Source organism: Collinsella sp. HCP3S3_E11, from assembly GCF_052067375.1.
Taxonomy (GTDB): domain Bacteria; phylum Actinomycetota; class Coriobacteriia; order Coriobacteriales; family Coriobacteriaceae; genus Collinsella.
Map to the genome: position 1 here is coordinate 74,923 of NZ_JBQHQI010000003.1, position 25,601 is coordinate 100,523.

The window sequence follows — 25,601 nt, forward strand, 5'->3', positions numbered from 1 at the left end:
CGATGACCAAGCGCATGACCGAGCGCGCCCAGGACCTGGGTGTCGAGTTTATGTTTGAGTGCCCGGGCACCGGCCTTATCAAGGGTGAGGACGGCGCCATCTGCGGCGTGACCGCCAAGGACAAGGACGGCGAGGAGTACCAGATCTCGTGCAAGTCCGCGATTGTCGCCACGGGCGGTTTTGGCCACAACGCCAAGCTCATCAAGGAGAAGCTCGACTTTGAGTGGGGTAAAGACCTGTTCTCGTTTGCCATTCCGGGCATGGACGGCGATGGCATCAACTTAGGTTGTTTAAAAAGGTGAGTGTGGCGGTCGTTTCCTCGAACGGGGACGGTGTTGTTGGGGCTGTCTCAATCTGTAACAGGTGGGTCCGATTTTGGTCTGTAGATGTTACAGATTGAGATTTCCGGCGAGCGGGGCTCCGTTTGTCTCGATCTGTAACACGAGGGACGGATTTTGCCGAGTTGTTGTTACAGATTGAGATATTCGGACGGACAGTTGCCGTTTGTCTTGATCTGTAACAGGTAGGGGTCAAAAGTGGGTCTAGCTGTTACAGATTTATATTGTTGAGGATGGGTCGAGAGGAATATCTCGATCTGTAACAGTAAGACCCGGTTTTGCTGGGTAGCTGTTACAGATTGAGACAAACCGACGGGCCGCCCCGCCCCATCCGCCTGCCGCTGCCTGCTATCCGCCGATTTTCGTTGTGCCGCTGTACCCCCATGCCATATCCTCTAAACAACTACGCGGCACCATCGCCGCCGCGTCTACAAGAGAGGAATGTCCATGACCGCACCTGCGTCCAAGCTGCTCCAGCCCATTACGGTTGGCCCCCTTGAGCTCAAGAACCGCATTATGTTCCCGCCGCTGACCACCGGCTATGAGGAGCGCGACGGTTCCATCGGCGAGCGCAGCCTGGCTTTTTACGAGCGTCTGGCCCGTGGCGGTGTGGGCTACATCGTCATCGGCGACGTCGCTCCCGTCATGACCGCAAGCCCCACGCCCAAGCTGGCAACCGACGCCCAGATCCCCACGTTTAAGGCACTGGCCGACGCCGTCCACAAGCACGGTGCCAAGGTCGCGCTGCAGCTGTTCCACCCCGAGTACGACGTGCCCGGTGTCGGCCGCATGGTCATGGGCTCCATGGCTGCGGCCAAAGCCGCGCAGGAGGCCAAGGCCGCCGGCGACGAGGAGACCTTTGCCACCAAGATGGCCGAGTCCAACGAGATCCGCAAGCAGGCATATGCCAAGCTGCACCACGATATGCAGCACTTTGTGAACGAGGCGAGCGTAGAGCAACTCGCCCAGATCAAGGAGGCCATCGCCGCCTCGGCCGCTCGCGCGCAGCAGGCCGGCATCGACGCCATCGAGGTCCACGGCGACCGCCTGGTGGGTTCGCTGTGCTCCGCGATCCTCAACAAGCGAACCGACGAGTACGGTGGCTCGTTTGAGAACCGCGTTCGCTACGCGCTGGAGGTCGTCGCTGCCATCAAGGAAGCCGCGCCGCAGCTGATGGTGGAGTATAAGCTCCCCGTGATCATGGAGAACCCCGATGGCACGCCGCGTGGCAAGGGCGGCCTGCAGCCCGACGAGGCCTGCGAGTTCGCCAAGCTGCTCGAGGGCGCGGGCATCGATATGATCCAGGTTGCACAGGCCAACCACACCGGCAATATGGGCGATACCATTCCGTCCATGGGCGCCATGCCTTACAACTGGACGCTGCCCGTGGCCGAGCGCGTCAAGGCCCTGGTCTCCGTGCCGGTGGCAACTGTGGGCCGTGTTGTCTCGGTCGAGGCTGGCGAGAAGATTCTGGAAGACGGCGCAGCCGATATCATCGCCTATGGTCGCTCGCTCATGTGCGACCCCGACATTGCGCTGAAGGCCGCCACGGGCGAGCCCATCCGCGAGTGCCTCAACTGCAACAAGGGCTGCGTCGATGCGATTCAAAACCGCAGGTACATCTCGTGTGTGCTCAATGCCGAGAACGGCGACGAGGCTACCATCTCCATTAAGCCGGGCGAGGGTGACAAGAAGATCGCCGTTGTGGGCGGCGGTATTGCCGGTCTGGAGGCCGCACGCGTGGCGGCCAAGCGCGGCTACGACGTGACCGTCTACGAGGCGAGCGATCATCTGGGCGGCCAGATTGTGCTGGCGGCCGCGCCTCCGCGCAAGGACGAAATCATGCGCTCGGTCGAGTATTACGAGAAGATTCTGCCCGGCCTGGGCGTGAAGGTTGAGCTCAACCACGTCGCTACCACTGAGGACCTCAACGCCGCCGACGCCGCGATTGTGGCTGTGGGCGCGCACGACGTGGTCATCCCCGTTCCGGGTGCCGATTCTAAGAAGGTCGTCTCGAGCTGGGACGTGCTGGCCGGCAAAGTGGAGCTTACGGGCCGCGTCGCCGTCATTGGCGGTGGCCTGGTGGGCACCGAGACTGCCGAGTACCTGCTGCAGCACGGCTGCGAAGTGGCGATCGTGGAGATGCTCGACAAGATTGCCGCAGGCGAGTCCGAGACCATTCTGCCACTGATTATGAGCGACTTTGCAGAGCACAACGTGGAGCAGCATGTTAAGACCCGTCTGACCGCCATTACCGACGAGGGCGTGGAGGCCGTGCGCACTGCCGATGACGGCGCCGAGGAGCCGGTGAAGATCGCCTGCGATTACGTGGTGATGGCTGTCGGTTCCAAGGCCAACGCGTTTGACTTGGATGGCGTTACGGTGCCCGTGACCTGTGTGGGCGACTGCTCGGGCGAGCGCACCGCCGACATTGCGAACGCCATTCGCACGGCATATCACGCGGCCAACGAGCTGTAGTTGAACATCGCGGCCAGGTGGGGCGGTAGCACGGATCTGTCTCGCCCGGCCGCGTCCCATCGGGTGTCAATCGGGGCGGGGCCTGCAAGCGCAGCAGGTCCCGCCCTTTTTGTTTTGCCCCGGTGGACGACAATGCGCGCTAATCATGGGGAGTGAGGCGTCTACTGCCTTGCAGACTGCTCAAAATTATTGGAGGAGGGGTTAATAATCATATCCTCTATTCCAAAGGATATAAAGAGATGCCAATTTTGCTGGCAAGCGAATGACGATTAGCTGCGAGCTAGTTACCAGCGTAAATAATCAATAAAGAAATGTCGTAAATTGGTGTCAAATTCCCAGATAGCGCCGCGTCTATTTTAATTAACTGCTTTGAGCAAACAGTAAAATGCTACTATCTAACTTGCACGTAAGAAAGCAATTTAACGTTTAAGGCTAAGAAGTAGAAGTGGCAGGTATGTCAGAAACAACAAGGACTCGCACGCATGCGCCCGAGATTAGGCAGCGCGCTGTCGAGATCCTCCAAGAAGGGGTCGGCCATCGCGCGCTCGCCGCAGAGCTTGGCATCCCCCAGGCCACAGCCCGTCAGTGGGCCCGTGCGTATGCCGTGGGCGGCGCCGACGCCGTTCTCAATGCGGGCTCTCATCACCACACATATTCGTTTGACGTTAAGCTTGCCGTGGTTAAGGACCGCTTGGAACATGGTCTGACGGTGCGTGAGGTCATGGTCAAGCACAAGATCCCCAGCGAGTCTTCGGTTAAAGCTTGGTGCCGACAGTATCGCGACGGTGGCGAGGCCGCCTTGGTCGATAAGCCGCGGGGTCGTAAACCGCGCGTTAAAAAGGCGGAATAGCGAACGGGATGGTGCGTCCGCAGGGGCGCATTTTTCTTGCCGCGCCAACTTTTTGGACCGCCGCGAGTCTATCGGGACATCCTTCAAAGTGGTCAATAAACCGCGCGCAGTGGCCCGTGCGCCCGCCGCTACGAGAGGGGGAGCGTTGCCTCTCTACTCCAAAGCGGACATGTCCTTACCCCATACGCCTAAAACTCCCCAGTTGACCGAAAACCTGCCGCCTGAACTCCCAATTTGAGCTATAACGTTAAATAATTGCAGCGTTTTTGCATGGGGGAGTGATGGTATGACGCTACTGTATTTCCTTACCCTGTTTCCGCTGGTACCGGCGATGGGCATGCTGCTCGCGCGCAGTGACCGAGCCCGCGATGCGGTAGGGCTTGTAGGCTCCGGCATTATTATGGCGGTGACCGTTGTAGTTGCCGTCTTATTTTTTGGCACGGGTCCGCAGGGCTTTGAGGTTGCCCCCGGCACCTCGCATGTGCTCTCGATCATCAGCTCCGTCATCGACGTAATTCTGTGCGCCGTCATCCTGTACAACGCGTTCAAATATAGGAACGCGCTTACCGGCGTGCTCGGCGTGGTGCAGCTGGTGGGTTCGGTTGCCTTCGCTGCCATGACGCTGCCCACGGCCGAGGTCGTCACCGCCACGCCGCTCTACCTGGACTATATGAGCGTGATCATGGTGCTCGCCGTTGGCATTGTCGGCAGCCTGATCTGCGTGTATGCCCTGGGCTACATGAAGGACTTCCAGGCGCACGATGAGCACGAGGCCGCGCTGCGTGGGCAGACCGCGCCCGACCGACGCCCGCAGTTCCTGGCGCTTATGTTCCTGTTCCTTTCGGCCATGTTCGTCATCGTGACGAGCGACAACCTAGAGTGGCTGTTCTGCGGCTGGGAAATCACCACCGTGTGCTCGTTTCTTATGATTGGCTATACGCGCACGCCCGAGGCCATCAAAAATGCCTTTATCCAGATCATCCTCAACATGCTGGGCGGCATCGCGTTTTTGGCGGGCCTTATGTTCCTGCACGTCAACGGCGTGCCGCTGACCATCTCGGGCATGATCGAGCTTTCCGCCGCCGGAACCGCGCAATCCGCGCTGCTGGTGCTGCCGGTCGTCTTGCTGTCGATCGCCGCGCTTACCAAGGCCGCACAGATGCCGTTCCACACCTGGCTGCTCGGCGCCATGGTCGCCCCCACGCCCACGAGCGCCCTGCTGCACTCGTCCACCATGGTCAAGGCCGGCGTGTTTTTGATGGTCAAGCTGAGCCCGCTGTACGCCACCTATCCCGTGACCGGCTTTATGGTCACGAGCGTGGGCGCCATCACGTTTTTGCTCGCCGCCCTCATGGCCGTCTCGCAGAGCAATGCCAAGCGCGTGCTCGCGTACTCCACCATTTCCAACCTGGGCCTCATCAGTGCCTGCCTGGGTGTCGGCGCGCCCGAGGCCGTGTGGGCCGCCATCTTCTTGATCTTGTTCCATACGGTGGCAAAGTCGCTGCTGTTCCTGTGCGTGGGCACGGCCGAGCATCATATCGGCAGCCGCAATATCGAGGACATGGACGGCATGTTCAGTCGCATGCCGCACCTGACGCGCCTGATGATGCTGGGCATCATGGGCATGTTCGTGGCGCCGTTTGGCATGCTCGTGTCTAAGTGGGGCGCCCTGGTGGCGTTTGCGCAGACCGGCAATGTGCTCATGATCATGGTGCTGGCCTTTGGCTCGGCCGCGACGTTCTTCTTCTGGGGCAAGTGGCTCGCCAAGCTCTCGGGCGTGGATTCTACGGCCGAAAACGTGGAGGGCAATGTCCATAAGACCGAATGGATAGCGCTCAACACTATCGCCGCGCTGCTGATTCTGTGCTGTGTAGCGTTCCCGATTATCTCGAGCGGTCTGGTGTCGCCTTACTTGGCCATGGTGTTTGGCCGCGTGCCGTATGTTATTGGCAAGGATGCCATGTATCTAATGGTGGTTATCGTGGCTTTTATCGCCGTGGTGCTGCTGACTTCATTCCGCGTGAGCGACAAACCGCACGTAAACGTATATCTTTCGGGTGTGGGAACCGACAATTACCGTCATTTCCGCGGCTCGATGGGACACGATGTGAAGGCCGAAAAGCGCAATTGGTACCTGGAGGACGCCCTTGGCGAGAAGCGCATTGGCCCCGCGGGCAGCATCGTGTGCTGCAGCATCATCCTGTTCGCGCTGCTATGCTGCGTATGGATTGGTCCCGATACGCTCGCCATGGGCGAGCCCTCGGTACTGCGCGGAAAGTATTTCGAAGGCTCGGGCGTCGTGGGCATCTTTATAGGCACCGTGGCGTTTGCCCTGCTGGCGCCTTTGGTTGGTGGCCTGATCGACGGCATCGACCGCAAGCTGTCCGCTCGCATGCAGGGCCGCGTGGGACCGCGTCTGCTGCAACCGTTCTACGATGTAGCCAAGCTCCTGCGCAAAGCCCCTGCCAGCGTAAACACCGTGGACGATACCTACATGGCGTGCGCGCTCATCTTTACCGTGGTGGGCGGCGGCATCTTTGTGTCGGGTTCCAACACACTGTTATGCGCCTTTATGGTTACCCTCGCTGCGATCTTTGTGGTGCTGGCGTCCGCCTCGACGCAAAGCCCGTTTGCCCAGGTCGGAGCCGACCGCGAGCTGCTGCAGGTCATGAGTTACGAGCCCGCCGTTTTGCTGATGAGTGTGGGCCTGTACCTTGCCACCGACAGCTTCGATTCCATCGCCGTGACGGGGCAGTCGGCCCCCATCATCGTGTACAGCGCGCCCATTTTCCTCGCGCTGCTCGCGGTGCTTACCATCAAACTGCGCAAGTCGCCGTTTGACCTTTCGTACTCGCATCACGCGCATCAGGAGATCGTCCAGGGCGTCGCCACCGAGATGAGCGGCGGCACGCTGGCCAAGATGACCCTTATGCACTGGTGCGAGACCGTGCTGTTTTTGATGTGGGTGGGCATGTTCTTTGTTTGGGACAACCCGGTGAGCTGGGTCGTTGCCCTGGTCGTTATGGTCATGACGTATTTTGCCGAGGTACTGATCGATAACACCTTCGCCCGTAGCACCTGGCGCAGCTGCTTTAAGCTCGGCTGGGGTGTGGCGCTGGTGTTTGGCCTGCTCAACCTTATGCCCATCCTCGTCGACGTGTTTATTTAGGAGGCGGCATCCATGGATCATAAAATGTCGCGCTCGCCGTGGGTTATTCATTACGACGGCTCGAGCTGCAACGGATGCGATATCGAGGTGCTGGCCTCGCTCACGCCGCTGTTCGATGCGGAGCGCTTTGGCGTGGTCAACACCGGCAACCCCAAACATGCGGACATCTTTTTGGTGACGGGGTCGGTCAACGCCCAGAACTTGCCCGTCGTGCGCCAGATCTACAACCAGATGCTCGAGCCCAAGTGCGTGGTGGCGTGCGGCATCTGCGCGTGCTCGGGCGGCGTGTTCCGCGATGCGTACAACGTGATCGGTGGCGTGGACCGCGCAATTCCCGTGGACGTGTACGCGCCCGGATGCGCCATTCGCCCCGAGACGGTGATCGACGCCATCGTGGAGGCGTGCGGCATCCTGGACCAGAAGGAGGCCGTGATGCGCGCCGGCGGCGACCCGCTTACCGTGGGCGGTGCCGCTACCTGGGATGGTGGTGTTGAGCTGGGCGAGGACGGATTTGTGGCCCCGGCTGAGGCCGGCGACGCGCCCGCCGCTGGCGACGCACCTGCTGGGACGCCCGCCGCGTCCGCCGCTGCAAGGGGGGCCGAGTAATGCAAAAGGCAATCTATACCACCGTCGAGCTCGATGCACTGCTGTCGCATGTCCAGGCGCTCAAGGGTTCCGGTGCCCGCTTTGTACAGATGCACGCCGAGCGCAATGTGGACGACGGCACGTATCGCTTGGTCTATACGTTCATCAACGTTCGTGCTGCCCAGGAGCAGATCGCGCAGGACGGCAGTTATGCGATTGAGAACCTGGTAGTCGAGGGCATCGACCAGTACCAGGAGATTCCGTCCATCAGCTCGTACTACCCTGCGGTGTTCCCGTTTGAAAATGAGGCACACGACCTGTTTGGGCTTGCCATTACCGACATGCAGATTGACTTTAAGGGCTTTTTCTACCAGGTCTCGACTGCCGAGCCCATGAGCGTCATCACGCCCGAGGTTAAGGCTGCGCGCGAGAAGGCCATGAAGGTCCGTGCCGCCGCCGAGGCCAAGGCGCGCAAGGCCGCGGCCGAGAAGGCCGCCGCTGCCGCGGCCGCTGCGGGGGAGGGCGCTGGCGATGCTGCGGGCGCTGCCGTCGCTCAGCCCGCTGCGGCTGCCGGCTCCGATGCTCAGCATGACGAGGCTGCCGCCAAGGCCGCGCTCAAGGCTGTCGAGATGGAGGCAAAGCTCGCCGCCATGGATCCCGAGAAAGCGGCCAAGGTTCGCGCGGCGCTTGCCGCCAAAGCCGCCCGCGATAAGCAGAAAAAGGAGGCGTAAGGTCCATGGCACATCGCTCCGTTATTCCGTTTGGCCCGCAGCACCCGGTGCTGCCCGAGCCGCTTCACCTGGACCTGGTGCTCGAGGACGACCGCGTTATCGAGGCTATTCCTCAGATCGGCTTTGTGCACCGCGGACTCGAGAAGCTCACCGAAAAGCGTGACATGCACCAGTTTGGCTACATCGCCGAGCGCATCTGCGGCATTTGCGCCGTGGGTCACAGCTGCGGCTATGCCAGCGCCTGCGAGCGCATGCTCGATATCGAGGTGCCTGGCCGCGTGCAGTATATCCGTACCATTTTGCACGAGCTTTCGCGCATTCACTCGCACCTGCTGTGGCTGGGCCTGCTCGCCGATGCCTTTGGCTTCGAGGCGCTGTTCTATCGTTCGTGGACCCTGCGCGAGCAGATTCTCAAGATCTTTGAGAGCACGTGTGGCGGTCGCGTGATTCTGTCGATTAACGAGATCGGCGGCCTTAAGCATGACATTGAGGACTCCGAGCTGGCGGGCATTGTCCAGACGCTCGATGCCATGCGCCCCGACTACGAGGCCCTGGTGCATACGTTTTTGGACGACAACAGCTGCGGCGAGCGCCTGCATGGCGTGGGCGTGATCAGCAAGAAAGACGCGCTGGACCTGTCGATGGTCGGTCCGTTTGGGCGCGCCTCGGGCGTGGACTACGACGTGCGCATGTTTGGCGACGGTGCCTATGCGGACCTGGCTGCGTTTGAGCCCATCGTTGCCACCGATGGCGACTGCTATGCCCGCTGCCAGGTGCGCTGTGCCGAGGTCACGCAGGCCATGGACATCATTAAGGAGCTTGTGGGCAAGATTCCGCACGACGGCATCGGCGGGCGCACCAAGCTTACGCCGGCCGATGGCGCACGCGGCGAGGTTATGATTGAGCAACCGCGCGGCGAGGCGTACTACTATGTGCGCGGTAACGGCACCAAGAATTTGGACCGTTTCCGCGTGCGCACGCCGACGTCGCAAAACCTGGCGGGCCTGACGCATGCACTGCAGGGCGTGCTCATTGCCAACGTGCCCATGATTATCCTGACCATCGACCCCTGCATTAGTTGCACGGAAAGGTAGGCGCGGCATGAGTTTGATGACATTTGCCAAGACGGCCTTGGGCTCTATGGTCAAGCAGCCGGTCACGGTGTGCTATCCGCAGGAGAAGCTGGCGGCGCCCGAGCGCCTGCGCGGGCATATCGTCAACGATATGGACGCGTGCATCTGCTGCGGCATGTGCGCGCGTCGCTGCCCAGCAGGCGCGCTTGCGGTCGATCGCAAGGGTGGTACCTGGTCGATCGATCCGTACGCCTGCGTGGTGTGCGGCGAGTGCATCGAGAGCTGCCCCAAGCACTGCCTGACTATGGACACCGCCCGTACTCCGGTTGCGGCGAACAAGACTCCCACGGTAGAAACCAAGCAGGAATAGCGCTGGAATAGGGGCCGGTGGGGCAAAAATGCCCCGCCGGCCCCGCGCGTGAACGCGCGGTTAGGCTGCCGCTAACAAAACTATGCCGGTTTACGGGGCTGGATAGCGAACCTCCGACCATGCAGATAATTGCAAAAACAAAACCGCAGGTAGACAGCCTACCGTTTTCCAAAAAATGAAGGTATGGATGAGGGTCTCGACTTTAGCTCCGTAATCCGGCATGGTTTTGAAATGGCACCATATCCGTAACAGCCTTTGATCTCCCGTGGACGGAGGAAAACGGACCATTTTGACCTTGCGAGGGCCGCCTCGTGACCCGTCTGCCACGAAATGGGCCTATCTACTACGTTTAAGCCGTCGCCCTCAACCATGGCAAATAATGCGAAATAAAAACCGCAGGTAAAACTCCTGTGGTTTTTCATGAAACGCGGTTATGGTCGGGGGTGCAGGACTAAACGTAGTAGATGGGCCGATTTCGTGGCGGGCGCCGTCAGCCGATCTCCGCGGGCGGAAGAAAACGGATCACTTTGGTCCTGCGAGGCTTGCGGAGGCATTCGTGCAGGGGCGCCCGAACAAAACTATGTCGGTTTACTACGATAAATTCGACATCCCCGACCATGACTGCATTTTTCTAAATGTTGCAAGCGTTCTATCTGCGGTTTTGCAAGCTCGCAATTTGCTGTGGTCGAAGGTGGGCGATTCATCGTAGTAAACCGGCATCGTTTTGAAATGGCATTAAACCGGTAGCAGACATTTTGTTATGTCGGGGCGGTCGGTCTTCGGGCAACTACCCTCGCAGGTAGGCGATGGCGATCTGCGTGCGGTTGCGCAGGCCCATTTTGGCCAGGATTGAGCTGATGTGGTTTCGCACGGTGCCTTCGCCCATATAGGCGGTGGCGGCAATCTCCTTGTTATCGAGTCCGCGGGCGATGAGCTCGGCGACTTCGAACTCGCGGTCGGTCAGGCTGACGAAGGCCGCGGGCCGGCGGGTCGTGCCCACCTCGACGCCCGCCCCATCAAAGTCGACATCCTCGATTGCCTTGCCCTCGAGCACGCGTTTGCCGTCCATGACCTGGGCCAACGCCGGCGGAATGGCGGCGACATCGGTTTTGATCAGGTAGCCGCGGGCGCCCAGTTTGAGCGCCGACACAATGTACTCGTCATCCGAGAATGTCGTCAGAAACACCACCCGCGCTGCAGGGTCGTGCTCAAGGATCTCGCGGGCCGCCGAAAGCCCGTCGCGCCCCGGCATCTGAATGTCGAGCAGCGCGATATCGGGTGCGTGTTCGGCATAAAGAGCCACTGCGTCGTTGCCGTTGGCGCCGGTACCCACCACCTCGATCTGCGGCTGGGCGCCCAGGATTATCTTGAGCGAATCGACCACCAAGCGGTCGTCGTCGACAACGATGAGCCTCATCGGCCCTCATCTCCTTGCTGTTTGGGAACGGTGGCAAACACGCGCCAGCCGCCGGCGCCGGCGCGCGGGCCGGCGGTGAAGGTGCCGCCAAGCGCCTCGACGCGCTCGCGCATGGAGCCGAGCCCCATGCCCTCTGCGGTGCCGCGGCTGCTTGCTTGGACCCCGCCCGCGCCATCGTCGGTAACGATGAGCTGGTAAAACGACGGATGCTCCATGCATCGTACGGTGACGGTCTGGGCGCAAGCGTGGCGCATGGTGTTGGAGAGCGCCTCGCGCAGGACCGCCGTAAAGCAGTTGGCGACATTTGCGGGCGCATGCTCGGCCAAAACCTCAAGTTCAATCTGCGGCCCGCCATCTGAGCGCGCGCCCTCCACGATGCGCTCGAGCTGTACGGAGAGATTCGCCGCGTTGTCGTTGAGCGCGTGGACGCTCGAGCGCACGAGCTGAAGCGCTTCGTCCACGGTGCGCTTGACGTCAGCGAAGTCGGCGGCGACGCCGGGCTCGTTGGCGTGGACCACGCGTAGGGCCTCGGTTTGCAGCGAGGCGCGCGTGAGCTGGTGCCCCACGTTATCGTGGATCTCGCGTGCGATGCGGGCGCGCTCGGCGAGCGTTGCGAGCTCGACCTCGTAGTCCTGGCGGTCGGCAAGGTCGCGGTTGCGCGCCTCGAGCGCGAGGGCTCGCTCCTGCAGCTCGTCGCGGGTACGACGCATGCGCTCCTGCTCGCGCTCCAGCTGAGCGGTGCGCAGAGACAGCAAGGTGGCGGCGACTGAAAGGATGGCGGTCAACAGCAGCGCACGGGTGGGAAGCGCGCCGGCGTGGGCATATGCGACGAGTGCGCAGACAAAGATGGCGCCGGCGCCCAGCGCGACCCAGGCGTGCTCACGGCGCACGTATCGCGCGATGTCATAGAGGGCGAGGGGCGCAAACGGCACAAACGGCGGCACAAAGACGGCCACCATAATGTAAGCGTAGCTCGCGGCCTCACCGGCGCGGCGGGCACGTTCGCCTTGCGCAATTTCCGTAAGCGAGGCGACTGCGACGCCAAGACAAAACGCCGCGACCAAGCAAGCATCCACAGCAAGGCCCAGAGCGGCCGCGATACAGCACGCCAGCATGATCGATTTGTCGAATAGCCTGTTCATACGGGTATTGTACGCGATGGTGCGCGCGACGATTGCTCGGGTGCCGCAACCGTGACATTCCTCCCGCCCGCCCCCGCCGCACTCGTGACAAAGCTCACTGGTGCGCGCCGCCCGCACCTGCGATGATGCAATCGTACCGGGCCGAAATCAACAGAAGGGCCACCTCATGACAGACATCGTCCACGTCGAAAACCTCGTCAAGCGCTACGACGATCTTATCGCGCTCGACCACTTTAACCTGAACATCGCCCCCGGCGAGATCTTTGGCCTGCTGGGCCCTAACGGCTCGGGCAAGACTACGTCCATCAACTGCATTCTGCAGCTGCTCGCCTACGACAAAGGCACCATCGAGTTGTTCGGCGAGCCCATGACGCCCACCCGCTACGACCTCAAGCGCCGCATCGGCGTGGTGCCGCAGCAGGTGGCGGTGTTCGACGAGCTCACGGTGCGCGAGAACATCGACTATTTCTGCAGCCTTTACGTCAACGACCGCAAACGCCGTCGCGAGCTGGTCGACGAGGCCATCGACTTTGTCGGCCTGGGCGATTTTGCCAAGTTTCGCCCCGGCAAGCTCTCGGGCGGTCTGGCGCGTCGCCTCAACATCGCCTGCGGCATCGCGCACAAGCCCGAGCTCATCTTCTTCGACGAACCCACGGTGGCCGTCGACCCGCAGAGCCGCAATGCCATCCTGGAGGGCATCTGCCGCCTGCGCGACGAAGGCGCCACGGTGGTGTATACCAGCCATTACATGGAGGAAGTCGAGCAGATCTGCAGCCGCATCATGATCATGGACGGCGGGCGCGTGCTGGCGCAGGGCACCAACGACGAGCTCAAGCGCATGATTCAGATGGGTGAGCGCGTGACCGTCGAGGTCGGCGCCGTCGAGCTCGCCACGGTCGAGCGACTGCGCGCCCTCGAGCACGTGCTTTCGGTTGAGCTTTCCGGCGGCGAGCTCGTTTGCACCTGCGAAGCGAGCCCGCACAACCTGGTTGACATCCTCGACACGCTGCGCACTGCCGACGTGGCGCTCGGCCGCGTGTGGAGCGAGCCGCCGACCCTCAACGACGTGTTCCTCGAGATCACCGGCCGCAAGCTGCGCGACTAGGGGGCGGCCATGTTCAACACCATTATCATTACGGTCAAGACGCTGTTGCGCCGGCCGAGCACGTGGGTTTGGGGCGCGATCTTTCCCGTCGCGCTTTCCACGATGTTCATGTTTATGTTTGCGAATCTGAGCTCCGACGGCACGGTCGACCCGGTGCCGGTGGCCGTCGTGGCGGATGAGGCCTGGGGCGCCTCGACCTTTAAGGACGTGGCGACGTCGCTTGCCAAGGAAGGCGACGACCAACTGCTCGAGATCCACGAGTGCGACGACGCAGTCGATGCGAGCCGTGCGCTTAAAGCCGGCGAGGTCGCGGGCATCTATACGGTCGATGCCGCGGGCACGCCCAAACTCACGTTGCTTTCGAGCTATGACAGCTCGCGTGCGACGTCGGTGCTCACCGACCGCAGCATCCTGGAGACGGTGGCAAGCTCGTATACGCAAAATGCCGAGCTCATGCGCCAGATTGCCCAGGACAACCCGGCGGCGCTCGCCGACCCGGAGGTGGTTGCGCGCGCCCTGTCGCTTGAGGGCGGAACCCGCCGTGTGAGCCTGACGCGTGCCACGCCCGATGGCACGGTCATCTACTACTACGCGCTCTTTGGCCTGGTCGCGATGATGTCTGCCGAGTTTGCCGCCTTGAGCGTCGTCGACCTGCAGCCCAATCTGTCGGGCCTTGGCGCTCGTCGCTGCGTGGGCGGTCTTTCCAAGACGGCATCGCTGGCCGGCATCTTTGTGGGCGCGTGGTTGGTCTCCTTTGCCTCGATGGCGATCGCGATCGGCTACGTGCGCCTGGTCGTGGGGGTCGACTTTGGCGGGCGCGAGGGGCTCTGCCTGGTGGGCGGCGCCGTGTCCGCGCTTGCCGCCACGGGTCTGGGCCTTTTTGTGGGCACGCTTCCCGTTAAGGGCGGCAAGGCGTCCAAGTCGGGCATCCTCACGGGCTTTGCCACCACGTGTGCCCTGTTCGCCGGGCTTTATGGCGAGCCGGCGATGGCGCTTGCCGACGACGTCGCCCGCGCCTGCCCGGCCGAGAGTTGGCTCAATCCCGTCAAGCTCATCTGCGACATGTTCAACCGCCTGTATTTCTTTGAGGACCTGGGCCCCTTTGCCGTTCGCGCTGGCGCGCTGGCCCTTATGGCGTTGCTGTTCGTTGCCGTCGCCACGCTGATCTTTGGAAGGAGCCGCTATGAGCACCTTTAAGACTGCGCTTCGCATGGCGCTGGCGCACCCGTTCTACCTGCTCATCTATACGGTGTTCATCTCGCTCATGGGCGTATTCATCGCGGCATCGGTGAGCTGGAACTCGTCGCAGCTCACCGAGTACGAGCCCTACGACACCAACGTGATCGTGGTCGACCGCGACGACAGCGACCTTTCGCGTGCGCTTACCAAGCACCTGGGCTCGCGCTTTGATCTGGTCACGGGTATCGGCGAGGACACCTACGACCTTGCGGACGCGCTCTCCAAGAGCAACAGCGCCAAGGGCAGCGCCGACTGCGTGTTCTTTATCACGGAAGGGTTTGAGGACGACCTCGTTGCAGCCGCCCGAGCGGGGGAGTCCCTGCCCAAGCTCGATGTGACCTACGGTGCCGGCACCATGGCGGCGGCGCTCTCGTCTGCCGAGGCCTCGCGCTGGATCTCGCTCGCGGGCGCTGCGGCCGCACTTGATCCTACTGCCTCCGACGGTGACGTCGCCAAGGCCGCCGAGCATGCCGCCGCCAAGCGCGCGGAGGTCGAGATTGAGCAGGTCAAGGTCGACTCGACAGCCGCCGCCACGCTTGAGTCGTACTTCAACTTTGGCACGTACGCGATTATCTCGTCGGTCATCGTATCGGTGGGGCTGGTGTTCTCGGGCATGAACAAGCCCGAGCGCGTGCGCCGCATGGAGGCCGGCCCAATCTCCGAGCGCCAGCGCTCCCTTGCCGTGTTTGCGGCCGCCGCCGTGCTCGCCGTCTGCATCTGGTTTGTGTCGAGCATGATGGGCGTCGTGGGCTTTGCCGGCGCGGTCGCCGAGGTCGGCGCGAGTCGTGTGTGCCTAGCGCTGGCGGCAACGTTTGCCCTGGCGTGCACGCCGCTGGCCGTTGGCTTTGCGTTGTCGAGCCTGGGCGCGCGCGAGGAGCTGCTCAACGGTGTGGGTAACCTGCTCGGCATGCTCATGACGTTTTTGGGCGGCGCCTGGATGCCGCTGTCGCTGATGGGCCCGGCCGTGCAGACGGTGGCGCACTTTGTACCGACGTTTTGGGTGAACGACGCAATCGGCAAGGCGCTCTCGTCGGACCTGACGTCCGCCGTGCTGGGAGACATCGCCTGCGATCTGGGCGTCACGGTGCTCTTTGCCGCGGCCATCGCCGCCGTAGGCCTAGCCCTCGCACGCGCCAAATCCCACGCCTAGCTACCTAGTCATTGGGTGCTCATTGGGGACAGACTTAAACGACCAAGAGTGGTCATTGGGGACAGACTTAAACGACTAGTCATCGGGGACAGCCTTTGCCGATTCGCCGGCTCGCCGGCAGGGTTGCCAAGGACTGTCCCCAGCTGCCGGCAGGAAAGGAACGTCCCTAGCTGCCAGGTGGCGAGGCACTCATTTAAGTCCGTCCCCAATGAGTGGTTTCAGTCATTTAAGTCTGTCCCCAATAAGTCTGCCCCCAATGACTAGGCGCCGTACTTGACTTTGACCCCGCTTTAACGGGTACCATCCTCTATGTCTGTAACGCCATATAGACCGAGGGGATAGATCTATGACCGCAACTTCACCCGCAGCACCCGCTAAGGTGTACTTCACCAACCTGCGCACGCATGCTCGCGAGAGCCAGCTCGACAAACTCAAGCGCCTCATCCGCCGCGCCGGTATTGAGCAGATCGACTTTGAGAACAAGTTCGTCGCTATCAAGATTCACTTTGGCGAGCTGGGCAACCTGAGCTTTTTGCGCCCCAACTACGCCCGCGCCGTCGCGGATGTCGTGAAGGAGCTGGGTGGCAAGCCCTTCCTCACCGACTGCAACACGCTCTATGTCGGTAGCCGCAAAAACGCGCTCGAGCACATCGATACCGCTTATCAGAACGGCTTTACCCCGTATGCCACGGGTTGCCAGATCATCATCGCCGACGGTCTCAAGGGTACCGACGAGGCGCTCGTCCCGGTCGAGGGCGGAGAGTACGTGCACGAGGCCAAGATCGGTCAGGCACTCATGGATGCCGATATCGTGATCAGCCTCACCCACTTTAAGGGCCATGAGCAGGCCGGTTTTGGCGGCGCCATGAAGAACCTGGGCATGGGAGGCGGCAGCCGTGCCGGCAAGATGGAGCAGCATGCCGCCGGCAAGCCGAACGTCGCGACCGAGCACTGCATTGGCTGCCGTGCCTGCGAAAAGATCTGCGCGCACAACGCTATCTCGTTCGACGACACCCGCGAGCGCGAGCTTGCCAGCGGCGCTACTCGTACGGTGCACGTGGCCGCCATCGACCACGATCGCTGCGTGGGCTGCGGACGCTGCATCGGCGTGTGCAACCAGGACGCCATCAAGCCCGTCTATGACGCCGCGGCCGACGTGCTCAACTGCAAGATCGCCGAGTACACCAAGGCCGTCGTCGACGGCCGCCCGAGCTTCCACATCTCGCTTGCCATGGATATCAGCCCCAACTGTGATTGCCATCCCGAAAACGATACGCCTATCGTCAACGATATCGGCATGTTCGCGAGCTTCGACCCGGTCGCCATCGACCAGGCCTGTGCCGATGCCGTCATGGCGTCCGAGCCACTGCCCAACACCGAGCTCACCGATAGCGCGGCCAAGATGGAGCATAACCACGAGCATCTGGAGGGCGAGCAGGCGCGTGACCCCTTCTGCATCACGCATCCCGACACCGACTGGCGCGCGTGCATCGCGCACGCCGAGAAGATCGGCCTGGGCACGAGTAAGTACGAGCTTATCGAGGTCAAATAGCGCCTAGCTATTGGACAATATAAGCGCCTTTGTGGCGTAATTCGAGCAAAAGCCGCTCGCGAGTACAGCGCTCGCGGGCGGCTTTCCGGAAGTGCGGGGAAAAGTCGAATACCGCCGACCACAAGGCGTTTTTGGCAACAAAACCCCTGATAAATTGTTGGTAAAACTGCGGTCTGGTCGGCAGTTCCAGATTTTGCCGCATACTTCCGAAGGCGGGAGCCAAAACGGTCCTCCAGCGCTGTAATCAACCATGATTGTTCGCCGTTGATGCGTCAACAAGAAAAGAATGGGTAAACAAGGGGTCACGTATGGTGCAAATTTCGCACGTACCCAGACGCTTTGATATAGTGTTGAGAACTATTTACTTGGAGGATGTAACCGGCATGTCCGATTCGAGCGACAGTTCCAAGCCGCGACCCAAGGCCGCGGCCGTTCCACACTACACGGTGGGTGAGGAGATCATGAACTCCGTCACCCATGGTGTCGGTTGCCTGCTGGGCATCGCGGGCCTGGTGCTCCTGATCGTATTTGCCGCTCTTCGCGGCGGAGGCCCGGCTCACATGGCCGCGGCGATTGTCTATGGCGTCAGTATTATCCTCGAATACCTAGCCTCTACGCTCTACCACGCGATTCAGCCCGCACGCGCCAAGCGCGTGTTTCGCATCATCGACCACAGTTGCATCTACCTGCTCATAGCCGGCAGCTATACGCCGTTTTGCCTCATCACGCTCGCAAACGACGGCGGCCCTATGCTGTTCTTTGCCGTATGGGCCATCGCCATTATCGGCATCGCCCTCGAGTGCTTTATGCGCGAGCGTCAACCGCACTGGGTAAGCGGCCTGGTTTACCTGCTGATGGGCTGGCTCGTCGTCTTTAAGCTGCCCGAGCTCGTGTCGCTGCTCAACCCCGTGGCACTTGCCCTGCTCGCTGTCGGCGGCGTGTGCTACACCGTGGGCGTGCCGTTCTACATCGCTAAAAACGTGCGCTACCTGCACAGTGTGTTTCACTTGTGGGTGCTCGCCGGCAGTATCTTCCAGTTCATGGCGGTGATCCTCTTCGTAATCTAGCGATCACGTCTGTGCCTGCGGACCCATCCAAGCGGCCGCCGGACGCAACTGCCCTATCCGTTATCTACGCTTACTACCTAACGTCCCGAATCTTGGAGGTTCGAGAAACTCCCGATGGACATAACCATCTCCCTTATCACCACCCTCGTTTTGACCCTCATCAACGGCTACTTCTCTATGTCCGAGATGGCGCTCACCACGGCAAAGCGCGCCGTGCTGGAGCACGAGGCCGAGGAAGGCGACAAACGCGCCGAGCGCGCCGTTAAGCTGGCCGCCGACTCCGACCAGCTGCTCGCCACCATCCAGGTCGCCATCACGCTCGTGGGCTTTGCCTCGTCCGCCGTCGCCTCGACGAGCTTGTCCGACCCGCTCGCCACGTGGCTCATGAGCTTTGGCATCGCGCCGCTCTCTGCCATCGCGCGCGGACTGGCGCCGGTCATCATCACCGTTGCGGTCGCCTTCGTGTCCATCGTGATTGGCGAGCTTGTGCCCAAGCGCATTGGTCTGGCCAATGCCGAAGGCGTGTCCAAGCAGGTCGTGGGGCCGCTGTCGTTTTTCCAAAAGATCGCCCGTCCGCTCGTGTGGCTGACTGGTGCTTGCTCCGATGGTCTGGCCCGCATCCTGCGCATCAAGAGCGCCGACGATCGCCAAAACGTCTCGGAGGAAGAGATTAAGTACATGGTCTCGGAGCAGGACGACCTGCTCGACGAGGAAAAGCGTATGATCCACGAGATCTTCGACCTGGGCGATACCGTTGCCCGCGAGGTTATGGTGCCGCGCGTGGACACCACTATGTGCGAGGACGACGAGACGGTCGCCGACGTGCTGTCCACTATGCGCCAGACCGGCTTTAGCCGCATCCCCGTCTATCACGAAGATCCCGACAACGTGGCGGGCATCGCGCACATCAAGGACCTGATTCAGCCCTCGCTCGACGGCGAGGGCGACCAGCCCATCGCCGGTTATTTGCGCGACGCCACCTTTGTGCCCGACACCAAGGACATCCTGCCGCTGCTGTCCGAGATGCAGACTTCGCACGACCAGATCGTGGTGGTCGTGGACGAGTACGGCGGCACGGCTGGCATCATTACCATCGAGGACATCGTCGAGGAGATCGTGGGCGAGATCGAGGACGAGTTCGACCCCGACAACAAGTACCTCACGCGTCTTTCGCGCCGTGAGTGGCTCGTCGATGGGCGTTTTTCGTGCGATGATGCGATTGAGCTTGGTTGGCCGCTCGAGGAAAGCGATGATTATGAGACCATCGCCGGCTGGATTTTGGAACTTTGCGACTCGGTGCCCGACATCGGAGAGGTGTTTGAGGTTGCAGGGTACAAGTTCAAGGTGCAGTCGATGCGTGGCCAGCGCATCTCGCTTATTCGCGTGATCGCTCCGGCCGAAACCGATAAGAAGGATTCCGAGTCCTCGGCAGATAAGCCGGCGACGCCGGGCGCGGGCTCTGCGGTCCCGCACGACGGCGACGAGTAGGGCAAGGAAGAGTAGGGGAGAGTTATGGCAGGCCTGTTCAACATCCTTAAGGTCACCGTCAGCGAGGACAAGATCTGCGCGCATGTGCTGGTGAACCCCGGCATGCCGCTCATGACCTCGGAGGACATCGAGGCCACGGCGCGCGTGTATTACCTGGTGCCCGCGATTGCCAAGCACCTGTGCCTAGGCGATTCCGGTCGTGAATTCCAGGACTGCATGGGCCAGACCGAGCTTTGCCATCTGCTGGAGCACGTGACAGTGGAGCTCATGAACGAGACCGGTCTCGCCGGCAGCATTTCGTGCGGCCGTACCCGCGTAAGCGAGCACGATGAGCGTGTCTTTGAGGTTGAGCTTTCATGCCCCGATGACGCGCTGGCCATCGGCGCGCTGTCTTCGGCGACCTTTATGATGGACTGGGCTTATCTGCACGCCGACCAGCCTGCCCCTGACGTGGAGGGCACGGTCGCGGGCCTGCGCAACCTGGTGCTGGGTATGCGCGCCGAGGCCGAGGGCAAGGATCCGCACGAGGCCATCGCCGCCGCAAACGCCGAGGACGGGGCCGAAGGCGAGGCTCCTGCCGATTCCGAACCCGGCGTCGAGGCAGCTGCTGAGGAAGCTGTCGAGTCCGAGCCCGCGGAGCCCCAGGGTGTCCCGAGCTTTGACGATGAGCCGCAGGAGGCAATCGATACCGAGGGCGCGACCGCCGAGAGCCACGAGGCCCCCGCTGCCGTCTACGGTGGCGCGGCGACGGTTCCGGCAGGTCCCGCACAGGAAGGTGCGCTTCCGCTCGTTGATGGCGCCGGCGAGGACCCGGCGGCCACGGTGGCCATGCCTGCCATGCCGCAGGAGTAGGCTCACTCGCTTATCACCATCATGTACCTGCGCTTTTACCGTACGCAGATGAGCGCGACGGCAAGTGTTGCGCTGCGGGTATAATGGACAGCATTCAAACGGTGGGCATTGAGGTGCCCGCAGGAGAGGAATGATCATGGGAAAGACTTTCAGCTTTGTTTCCGGTGCGCTCTTTGGCGCTGCCGCCGGCGCTATCATCGGCGTTGCTCTGGCCCCGCGCTCGGGTGCCGAGACCCGTGCCATGGCCGCCGATATCGCCAACGATGCCTGGGACAACATGCGCGACACCTACGAGCACGGTGCCGAGGAGGCTCGTGCCGCGGTCAACGACTTTGGTCCGATGGTCGACGCCAAGACCGATGACCTGCGCGCCAAGGTCGACCTGGCCCGCGAGCGCATGGACCAGCTTCGCGAGCAGCTCAACGACGCCATCTCGGGCGGCAACGTGACGCCCGCTGCCGACGTCGTGGTCGAGAACGTCACTGAGGCCGACACCGAGGCCACGGAGCCCTCGACCGAGGCATAATGCGCGCAGGGGATTTTGTCGGCGTCAAGGTTTATCGTAAGCCTGCCGAAGACAAGCGCACCAAAAAGGACGGCACGCCGCGCAGCCCCAAAAAGCTCGGCAAGATTCACTTTCCGGTCTTTACCCCGGGCGGTACGCGCGTGGTGGGCTTTATGGTTCGCCAGTCCGATATCGCGGGCATGATCGAGCGCCCCGATCGATTTGTGGCGCTCGATGCCATCGGCGTCTATGAGGGTGCTGTCGCGGTCGACGACGTCAAGGGCACCTACGATGCCGCCGCGGCCAAGCGCCTCGATATCAACCTGGACGACTGCATCATCTGGGTTGGCATGGACGTGCGCACGGAATCGGGCGATGTCGTGGGCTACTGCTCGGACGTTGAGTTCAAGCCGCGTTCGGGTATCGTGCAGACGTTCTACGTGACCGCCGGCACTGCCTCGAGTGTGCTGGTGGGCGACACACAGATGCCGCCGACGATGCTGCGCGGCTACGAGAACGGCGCGATGATTGTCTCGGACGAGGTCAAGTTGCTCGGGTATTCGGGTGGCGCGGCCGCCAAGGCTGCCGAGGCCAGTGTCGTGGTGGGCGATAAGGTCAAGAAGGGCGCCAAGGTGCTCGATGACAAGGGATCGGCCGCCGTGGACAAGGGCAGTCGCGCACTGGGCAAGCAGCTCGGCAAGACGCGCGGTATGTTCAAGGCCTTTAAGGACGAATATCAAAAGGCGAGCGGGGGCTCGTCAAAAGCTAGCAAATAGCGACGTACCAAATGATGGGAGGCGAGCCGGAGACATGTTGCTCCGGCTCGCTGTGTTTATGGGGGAGGGCACATGCGCCAAAACGGATCTAACTTAAACGGGCGCTCGGGTGCGCGTCCGACGGCGCGACGCGACCTGGGGCAGCTGCCCAGCGGTCAGCGTCGACGTCGCCGTAAACCCGGCGCGATGTACCTCAACCATAGCCGTGGGTTTAGCGATCGAAGCGCGCGCATCGGCAACGGGCGCTCACCGCGCCGACCGTCCCGCCTGCCCTATGCGCTCATCGCTGTCGGCTGTGCGCTCGTGCTGTTTATCGCTGCCGTCGTGGGCTATGTCAATCGCAGCGTGGACATTGTGCTCAATGGGGAGCAGGCTTCGGTGCGCGTGGGCTCCACGTTGCAGAACCTTATCGATGATCAAGGCCTGACCGACACCTACGATGCCGGCGACTTGTTGGCTGTCGACGATAGCGTGCTTACCCGCCGTGGCGGCGAAAAGCTGTCGGTGAAGGTGGACGGCAAACGGGTGAAGCAGGGCAAGTGGAATAGCCGCGAGCTAACGGGCGGCGAGAAAGTGACGGTCAAAGACGGCCGCGACACGTACGAGAAGCACGAGGTCCAGGTCACGACCATTGAGCCCAAGTTGAAGGTCGAGGGCACGGGCGCTATCGAATACGTTAAAACCTGGGGCGTTCAGGGCCGCTCCGAGGTATGGGTCGGCGAGCAGTCGGGCAAGACGCAGGACCGCGGCGAGGTCGTGCCCGCCACCGACTGTGTAGTCGAGTGCGCGAGCGTAGCGCCCAAGGGCAACGAAAAGTACGTGGCCCTGACATTTGACGAGGGTCCGAGCGGCGCGACCAAGCAGGTCTTGCAGGTGCTCAAGGAAAAGGGCGTCACGGCGACGTTCTTCCTTTCGGGCGATGCTGCGGAAGCCTCGCCCGCTACTGCCAAAGCGATTGTCGATGCCGGATGCGAGATCGGCTCCAACAGCTACAGCGATGATTCGCTCAAGGGCAAGGATCGCGAGGCGGTGCGCAAGCAGATCACGAAGGGCACCGAGGCGATTAAGTCGGCGACCGGCGTCGAGACGATGTTGCTGCGTGCTCCCTACGCCGCGTTTGACGAGCAAAACTGGATCGATGCGATGGACCTGGTGTCTGCCGTGGTCTCGTGGAATATCGATTCGGGCGACTGGCTGCTCAACGGCGCCGACGAACAGGTTTCGACAGTGCTCGAATCGGTGACTCCGGGCAACATTGTTTTGTTCACCGATAGCGACGAGTGCTCCGAACAGACGCTCGAAGCGCTGCCGCAGATCATCGATGGCCTTGTCGCCAAGGGCTACAAGATCGTGACGCTGAGCGATTTGGTTAAGACGGATACGTCGCTGAGCAAAAAACTCACCTCGCTAACGAAGACTTCCATGCCCAAGAACGCCGTGTTTCCCCAGCTCGCCGAAGATAACGACACCACAGACTAGTCACGGGGGACGTTCTTAAACGACTATGTCACGGATGCGTCAGCGTTTGATATGCCTGCGATGTTTGGAGCATAAATTTGGCGTCACGGCGCGATGCTGATGCTATAGTTACTGCGGATAACAAGGGTCAAGAGAAAGGTTGCAGGTGAAATCCAAACCTCGACCATACAGTCGATGACCCCTTGCAGGTGCTTCTTGCGCATGCACGGGGTGTGAGCGCCGAGCGGTGTGCCGCCCGCGCATGCGTATACATATCTAAAAGTCCACGGATGGCGTGCCGGCATGGCCACGGTCCGAAGGAATAATGATGGGGAGCACCAGTGAATTATCTGAGTGAGATGCTCAAGCTGCCGGTCTTGGACGTCGATGGCGAAAAGCTCGGCGTTGTGAACGATTTTGGCATTGCTACCGGCGAAGTTTTTCCGCACGTGACGTCGCTCGCGTTCCGCGGTCCCGGCAAGACGCCGTTTATGATCAGCTGGCGAAAATGGGTCGACCGTATCGACGAGACGGGCGTATACCTTAAGACGTCGGCCACCGAAATCCGTTTTTCGTACCTGCAGCCGACCGAACTCCTGCTCGCGCGCGACGTGCTCAACAAACAAATCGTCGACACGCAGGGCATGAAGGTTGTGCGCGTAAACGACATCAAGTTTTCCATGTCAGGCGAAAATCAGCTGCGCCTGCTGGGTGCCGAAGTTGGTGCCCGCGGTCTGCTGCGCGCAATCAGCCCCGCTCTTGAACATGTCGTCGAGGGCTTTATGAAACACCTGGGCAAACCGCTCGGCGAGGACATCATCGCCTGGTCCTACATGGACCTGCTCGATCGCTCGACTAAGAACATCCAGCTGTCGGTGTCGCATAAGACGCTCGGCGAGCTGCATCCTGCCGACATTGCCGACATTATCGAGCAGCTCGATCCTCGCCTGCGCGCGCAGGTGTTCGCGCAGCTCGACACCGCCCAGGCCGCCGAGGCCATCTCGGAGTTCGATGACGACGAGCTCATGACCGAGATGCTCGAGGGCCTGTCCGACACGGATGCGTCGTCGATGCTGGCCATGATGGACCCGGACGACGCCGCCGACCTGATCGACGAGCTCGATTACGAGAAGGCCGAGAAGCTCCTGCGCCTGATGGGCGTTCAGGAGGAGAAGGCGATTCGTAACCTGCTGGGCTATGAGGAAAACACTGCCGGCCGCATTATGACCTCGGAGTTTGTCTCCCTGCCTGCCACGGCGACGGTCGGTGACGCCATCGAGGCGATCCGCAAGCTCGACGAGGATTTCGAAAGCGTCTACTACGTCTATACCGAGGATCCGAGCGGTATGCTGACCGGCGTGCTCTCGCTGCGCACGTTGATCGTGGCCGACCGCGACGCCACGCTGGGCCAGCTGGCCTACCGCGACCTGGTTTATGTGTCGCCCGACGAGGACCAGGAAGACGTAACGGATGAGATGACCAAGTACGACCTGGTCGCCATCCCCGTCTGCGATGAGAACCGCCACATCTTGGGCATTGTGACCTTCGACGACGCCATGGACGTTATCGCCGAGGAGCACCAGGAGGACCTGCAGATCGCAGGCGTCGGCTCGGGCGATAGCGCGTCCGACGACTCGACGAATGTGCTCAGCTGGTTTGTGCATCGCCAGTACTGGGTTGTCGTGTGGGGCATTGCCTCGTGCATCATGGCGGCAGTGCTGGGGACGGCGCTGGGCTCCGCACATCTGGTGGTGTTCCCCATGTGCGCCATGCCGCTCGTGCTGCTGGCTGCCTCGCGTATGGTGTCGTTCGTCAAGAACTACTTCCTGGAGTACGACGGCCATGACGATGAACCCAAGCCGTATCTGGGATTCTTCTTCCAGAGCACGGGCATGGGCCTGATCCTGTCGCTCGTGACCTACCTGTGCGCTCAGCTGGTGCGCACCACGGCGTTCCCCGACGCGCCCATGCTTGAGGAACAGCTCTTTACCGGCTGCTTTAACATCGCGGCCATCGTCTGCCTGATTGGCAACATGAGCGCTGTGATTTACCTGATGGTGCTGTTCTGGCGCGACGAGCACGACCTCAATACGTCGGGTACCGCCATGAACGTCATTGCCGTCATGATCTCGTGCGTGGCGTACTGTGCCGCTGCGGTGCTGCACACCATGTCGGTCATGGGTTAGGTGGTCGCGTGCAAAATAGCAAGCAAAAGCAGGGCACCAAGCAAAAGCTGACCATCGCGGCCATCTTTGG

The 25,601-nt window shown here is 61.6% G+C and carries 21 protein-coding genes; 19 read left to right on the top strand and 2 right to left on the bottom strand.

The window, feature by feature from the left end:
• The first annotated feature begins 2 nt into the window (after window positions 1-2).
• From ACTM86_RS03380 to ACTM86_RS03415, 8 genes are all read left to right on the top strand, one after another.
• A complete protein-coding gene (locus ACTM86_RS03380) occupies window positions 3-302 on the top strand; it encodes an FAD-binding protein (RefSeq protein ID WP_441015290.1) in 300 nt (99 codons plus the stop codon).
• 483 nt (window positions 303-785) lie between these two features.
• Window positions 786-2,816 carry a bilirubin reductase, long form gene (gene bilR, locus ACTM86_RS03385; RefSeq protein ID WP_441015292.1) on the top strand — a complete coding sequence of 677 codons (2,031 nt, stop codon included), beginning with the start codon at window positions 786-788 and terminating at the stop codon, window positions 2,814-2,816.
• Between the two features lie 454 nt (window positions 2,817-3,270).
• Window positions 3,271-3,666 carry a helix-turn-helix domain-containing protein gene (locus tag ACTM86_RS03390; protein WP_229770663.1) on the top strand — a complete coding sequence of 132 codons (396 nt, stop codon included), beginning with the start codon at window positions 3,271-3,273 and terminating at the stop codon, window positions 3,664-3,666.
• 286 nt (window positions 3,667-3,952) lie between these two features.
• Window positions 3,953-6,835, top strand: coding sequence for a proton-conducting transporter transmembrane domain-containing protein (locus tag ACTM86_RS03395; RefSeq protein ID WP_441015294.1), 2,883 nt, complete (start codon window positions 3,953-3,955; stop codon window positions 6,833-6,835).
• A gap of 12 nt (window positions 6,836-6,847) precedes the next feature.
• Window positions 6,848-7,441 (top strand): NADH-quinone oxidoreductase subunit B family protein, encoded by a 594-nt coding sequence (locus ACTM86_RS03400; RefSeq protein ID WP_154516632.1) that lies wholly within the window; start codon window positions 6,848-6,850, stop codon window positions 7,439-7,441.
• On the top strand, window positions 7,441-8,151 hold the full coding sequence (locus ACTM86_RS03405; RefSeq protein ID WP_441015296.1) for an NADH-quinone oxidoreductase subunit C: 711 nt from the start codon (window positions 7,441-7,443) through the stop codon (window positions 8,149-8,151). The genes ACTM86_RS03400 and ACTM86_RS03405 overlap by 1 nt, the downstream gene beginning before the upstream one ends.
• Window positions 8,152-8,156: 5 nt before the next feature.
• Window positions 8,157-9,245 carry a hydrogenase large subunit gene (locus tag ACTM86_RS03410; protein ID WP_441015298.1) on the top strand — a complete coding sequence of 363 codons (1,089 nt, stop codon included), beginning with the start codon at window positions 8,157-8,159 and terminating at the stop codon, window positions 9,243-9,245.
• A gap of 7 nt (window positions 9,246-9,252) precedes the next feature.
• On the top strand, window positions 9,253-9,594 hold the full coding sequence (locus tag ACTM86_RS03415; RefSeq protein ID WP_441015300.1) for a 4Fe-4S dicluster domain-containing protein: 342 nt from the start codon (window positions 9,253-9,255) through the stop codon (window positions 9,592-9,594).
• 787 nt (window positions 9,595-10,381) lie between these two features.
• Here ACTM86_RS03415 and ACTM86_RS03420 read toward each other — a convergent pair.
• Together ACTM86_RS03420 and ACTM86_RS03425 are read right to left on the bottom strand one after the other, a co-directional pair.
• Window positions 10,382-11,011 (bottom strand): response regulator, encoded by a 630-nt coding sequence (locus ACTM86_RS03420; RefSeq protein ID WP_441015302.1) that lies wholly within the window; start codon window positions 11,009-11,011, stop codon window positions 10,382-10,384.
• The gene (locus tag ACTM86_RS03425; RefSeq protein ID WP_441015304.1) at window positions 11,008-12,153 is read right to left on the bottom strand and encodes a sensor histidine kinase; all 1,146 of its coding nucleotides are present in this window, start codon (window positions 12,151-12,153) and stop codon (window positions 11,008-11,010) included. Before ACTM86_RS03425 ends, ACTM86_RS03420 begins: the two co-directional genes overlap by 4 nt.
• Before the next feature lie 166 nt (window positions 12,154-12,319).
• Between ACTM86_RS03425 and ACTM86_RS03430 the strand changes: the two genes are divergently transcribed.
• From ACTM86_RS03430 to ACTM86_RS03480, 11 genes are all read left to right on the top strand, one after another.
• Complete coding sequence (locus tag ACTM86_RS03430) at window positions 12,320-13,258, top strand: ATP-binding cassette domain-containing protein (RefSeq protein WP_441015306.1); 939 nt, start codon at window positions 12,320-12,322, stop codon at window positions 13,256-13,258.
• Between the two features lie 9 nt (window positions 13,259-13,267).
• Window positions 13,268-14,455, top strand: a complete 1,188-nt coding sequence (locus ACTM86_RS03435; protein WP_441015308.1) for an ABC transporter permease — start codon at window positions 13,268-13,270, stop codon at window positions 14,453-14,455.
• Window positions 14,442-15,647, top strand: a complete 1,206-nt coding sequence (locus tag ACTM86_RS03440) for an ABC transporter permease (RefSeq protein WP_441015310.1) — start codon at window positions 14,442-14,444, stop codon at window positions 15,645-15,647. Before ACTM86_RS03435 ends, ACTM86_RS03440 begins: the two co-directional genes overlap by 14 nt.
• Window positions 15,648-15,993: 346 nt before the next feature.
• Complete coding sequence (locus ACTM86_RS03445) at window positions 15,994-17,199, top strand: DUF362 domain-containing protein (protein WP_441015312.1); 1,206 nt, start codon at window positions 15,994-15,996, stop codon at window positions 17,197-17,199.
• Between the two features lie 383 nt (window positions 17,200-17,582).
• The gene (gene trhA, locus ACTM86_RS03450) at window positions 17,583-18,266 is read left to right on the top strand and encodes a PAQR family membrane homeostasis protein TrhA (RefSeq protein WP_441015314.1); all 684 of its coding nucleotides are present in this window, start codon (window positions 17,583-17,585) and stop codon (window positions 18,264-18,266) included.
• A gap of 114 nt (window positions 18,267-18,380) precedes the next feature.
• The gene (locus ACTM86_RS03455) at window positions 18,381-19,754 is read left to right on the top strand and encodes a hemolysin family protein (protein ID WP_441015316.1); all 1,374 of its coding nucleotides are present in this window, start codon (window positions 18,381-18,383) and stop codon (window positions 19,752-19,754) included.
• A 24-nt stretch (window positions 19,755-19,778) separates the two neighbouring features.
• A complete protein-coding gene (locus tag ACTM86_RS03460; RefSeq protein WP_427727246.1) occupies window positions 19,779-20,606 on the top strand; it encodes a cyanophycin synthetase family protein in 828 nt (275 codons plus the stop codon).
• 136 nt (window positions 20,607-20,742) lie between these two features.
• Window positions 20,743-21,132 carry a YtxH domain-containing protein gene (locus ACTM86_RS03465; protein ID WP_154516595.1) on the top strand — a complete coding sequence of 130 codons (390 nt, stop codon included), beginning with the start codon at window positions 20,743-20,745 and terminating at the stop codon, window positions 21,130-21,132.
• Complete coding sequence (locus tag ACTM86_RS03470; RefSeq protein ID WP_441015318.1) at window positions 21,132-21,887, top strand: PRC-barrel domain containing protein; 756 nt, start codon at window positions 21,132-21,134, stop codon at window positions 21,885-21,887. The genes ACTM86_RS03465 and ACTM86_RS03470 overlap by 1 nt, the downstream gene beginning before the upstream one ends.
• 72 nt (window positions 21,888-21,959) lie before the next feature.
• A complete protein-coding gene (locus ACTM86_RS03475) occupies window positions 21,960-23,366 on the top strand; it encodes a polysaccharide deacetylase family protein (protein WP_441015320.1) in 1,407 nt (468 codons plus the stop codon).
• Between the two features lie 320 nt (window positions 23,367-23,686).
• Window positions 23,687-25,531, top strand: a complete 1,845-nt coding sequence (locus ACTM86_RS03480; protein ID WP_427795580.1) for a magnesium transporter — start codon at window positions 23,687-23,689, stop codon at window positions 25,529-25,531.
• The last annotated feature ends 70 nt before the right edge of the window (window positions 25,532-25,601 follow it).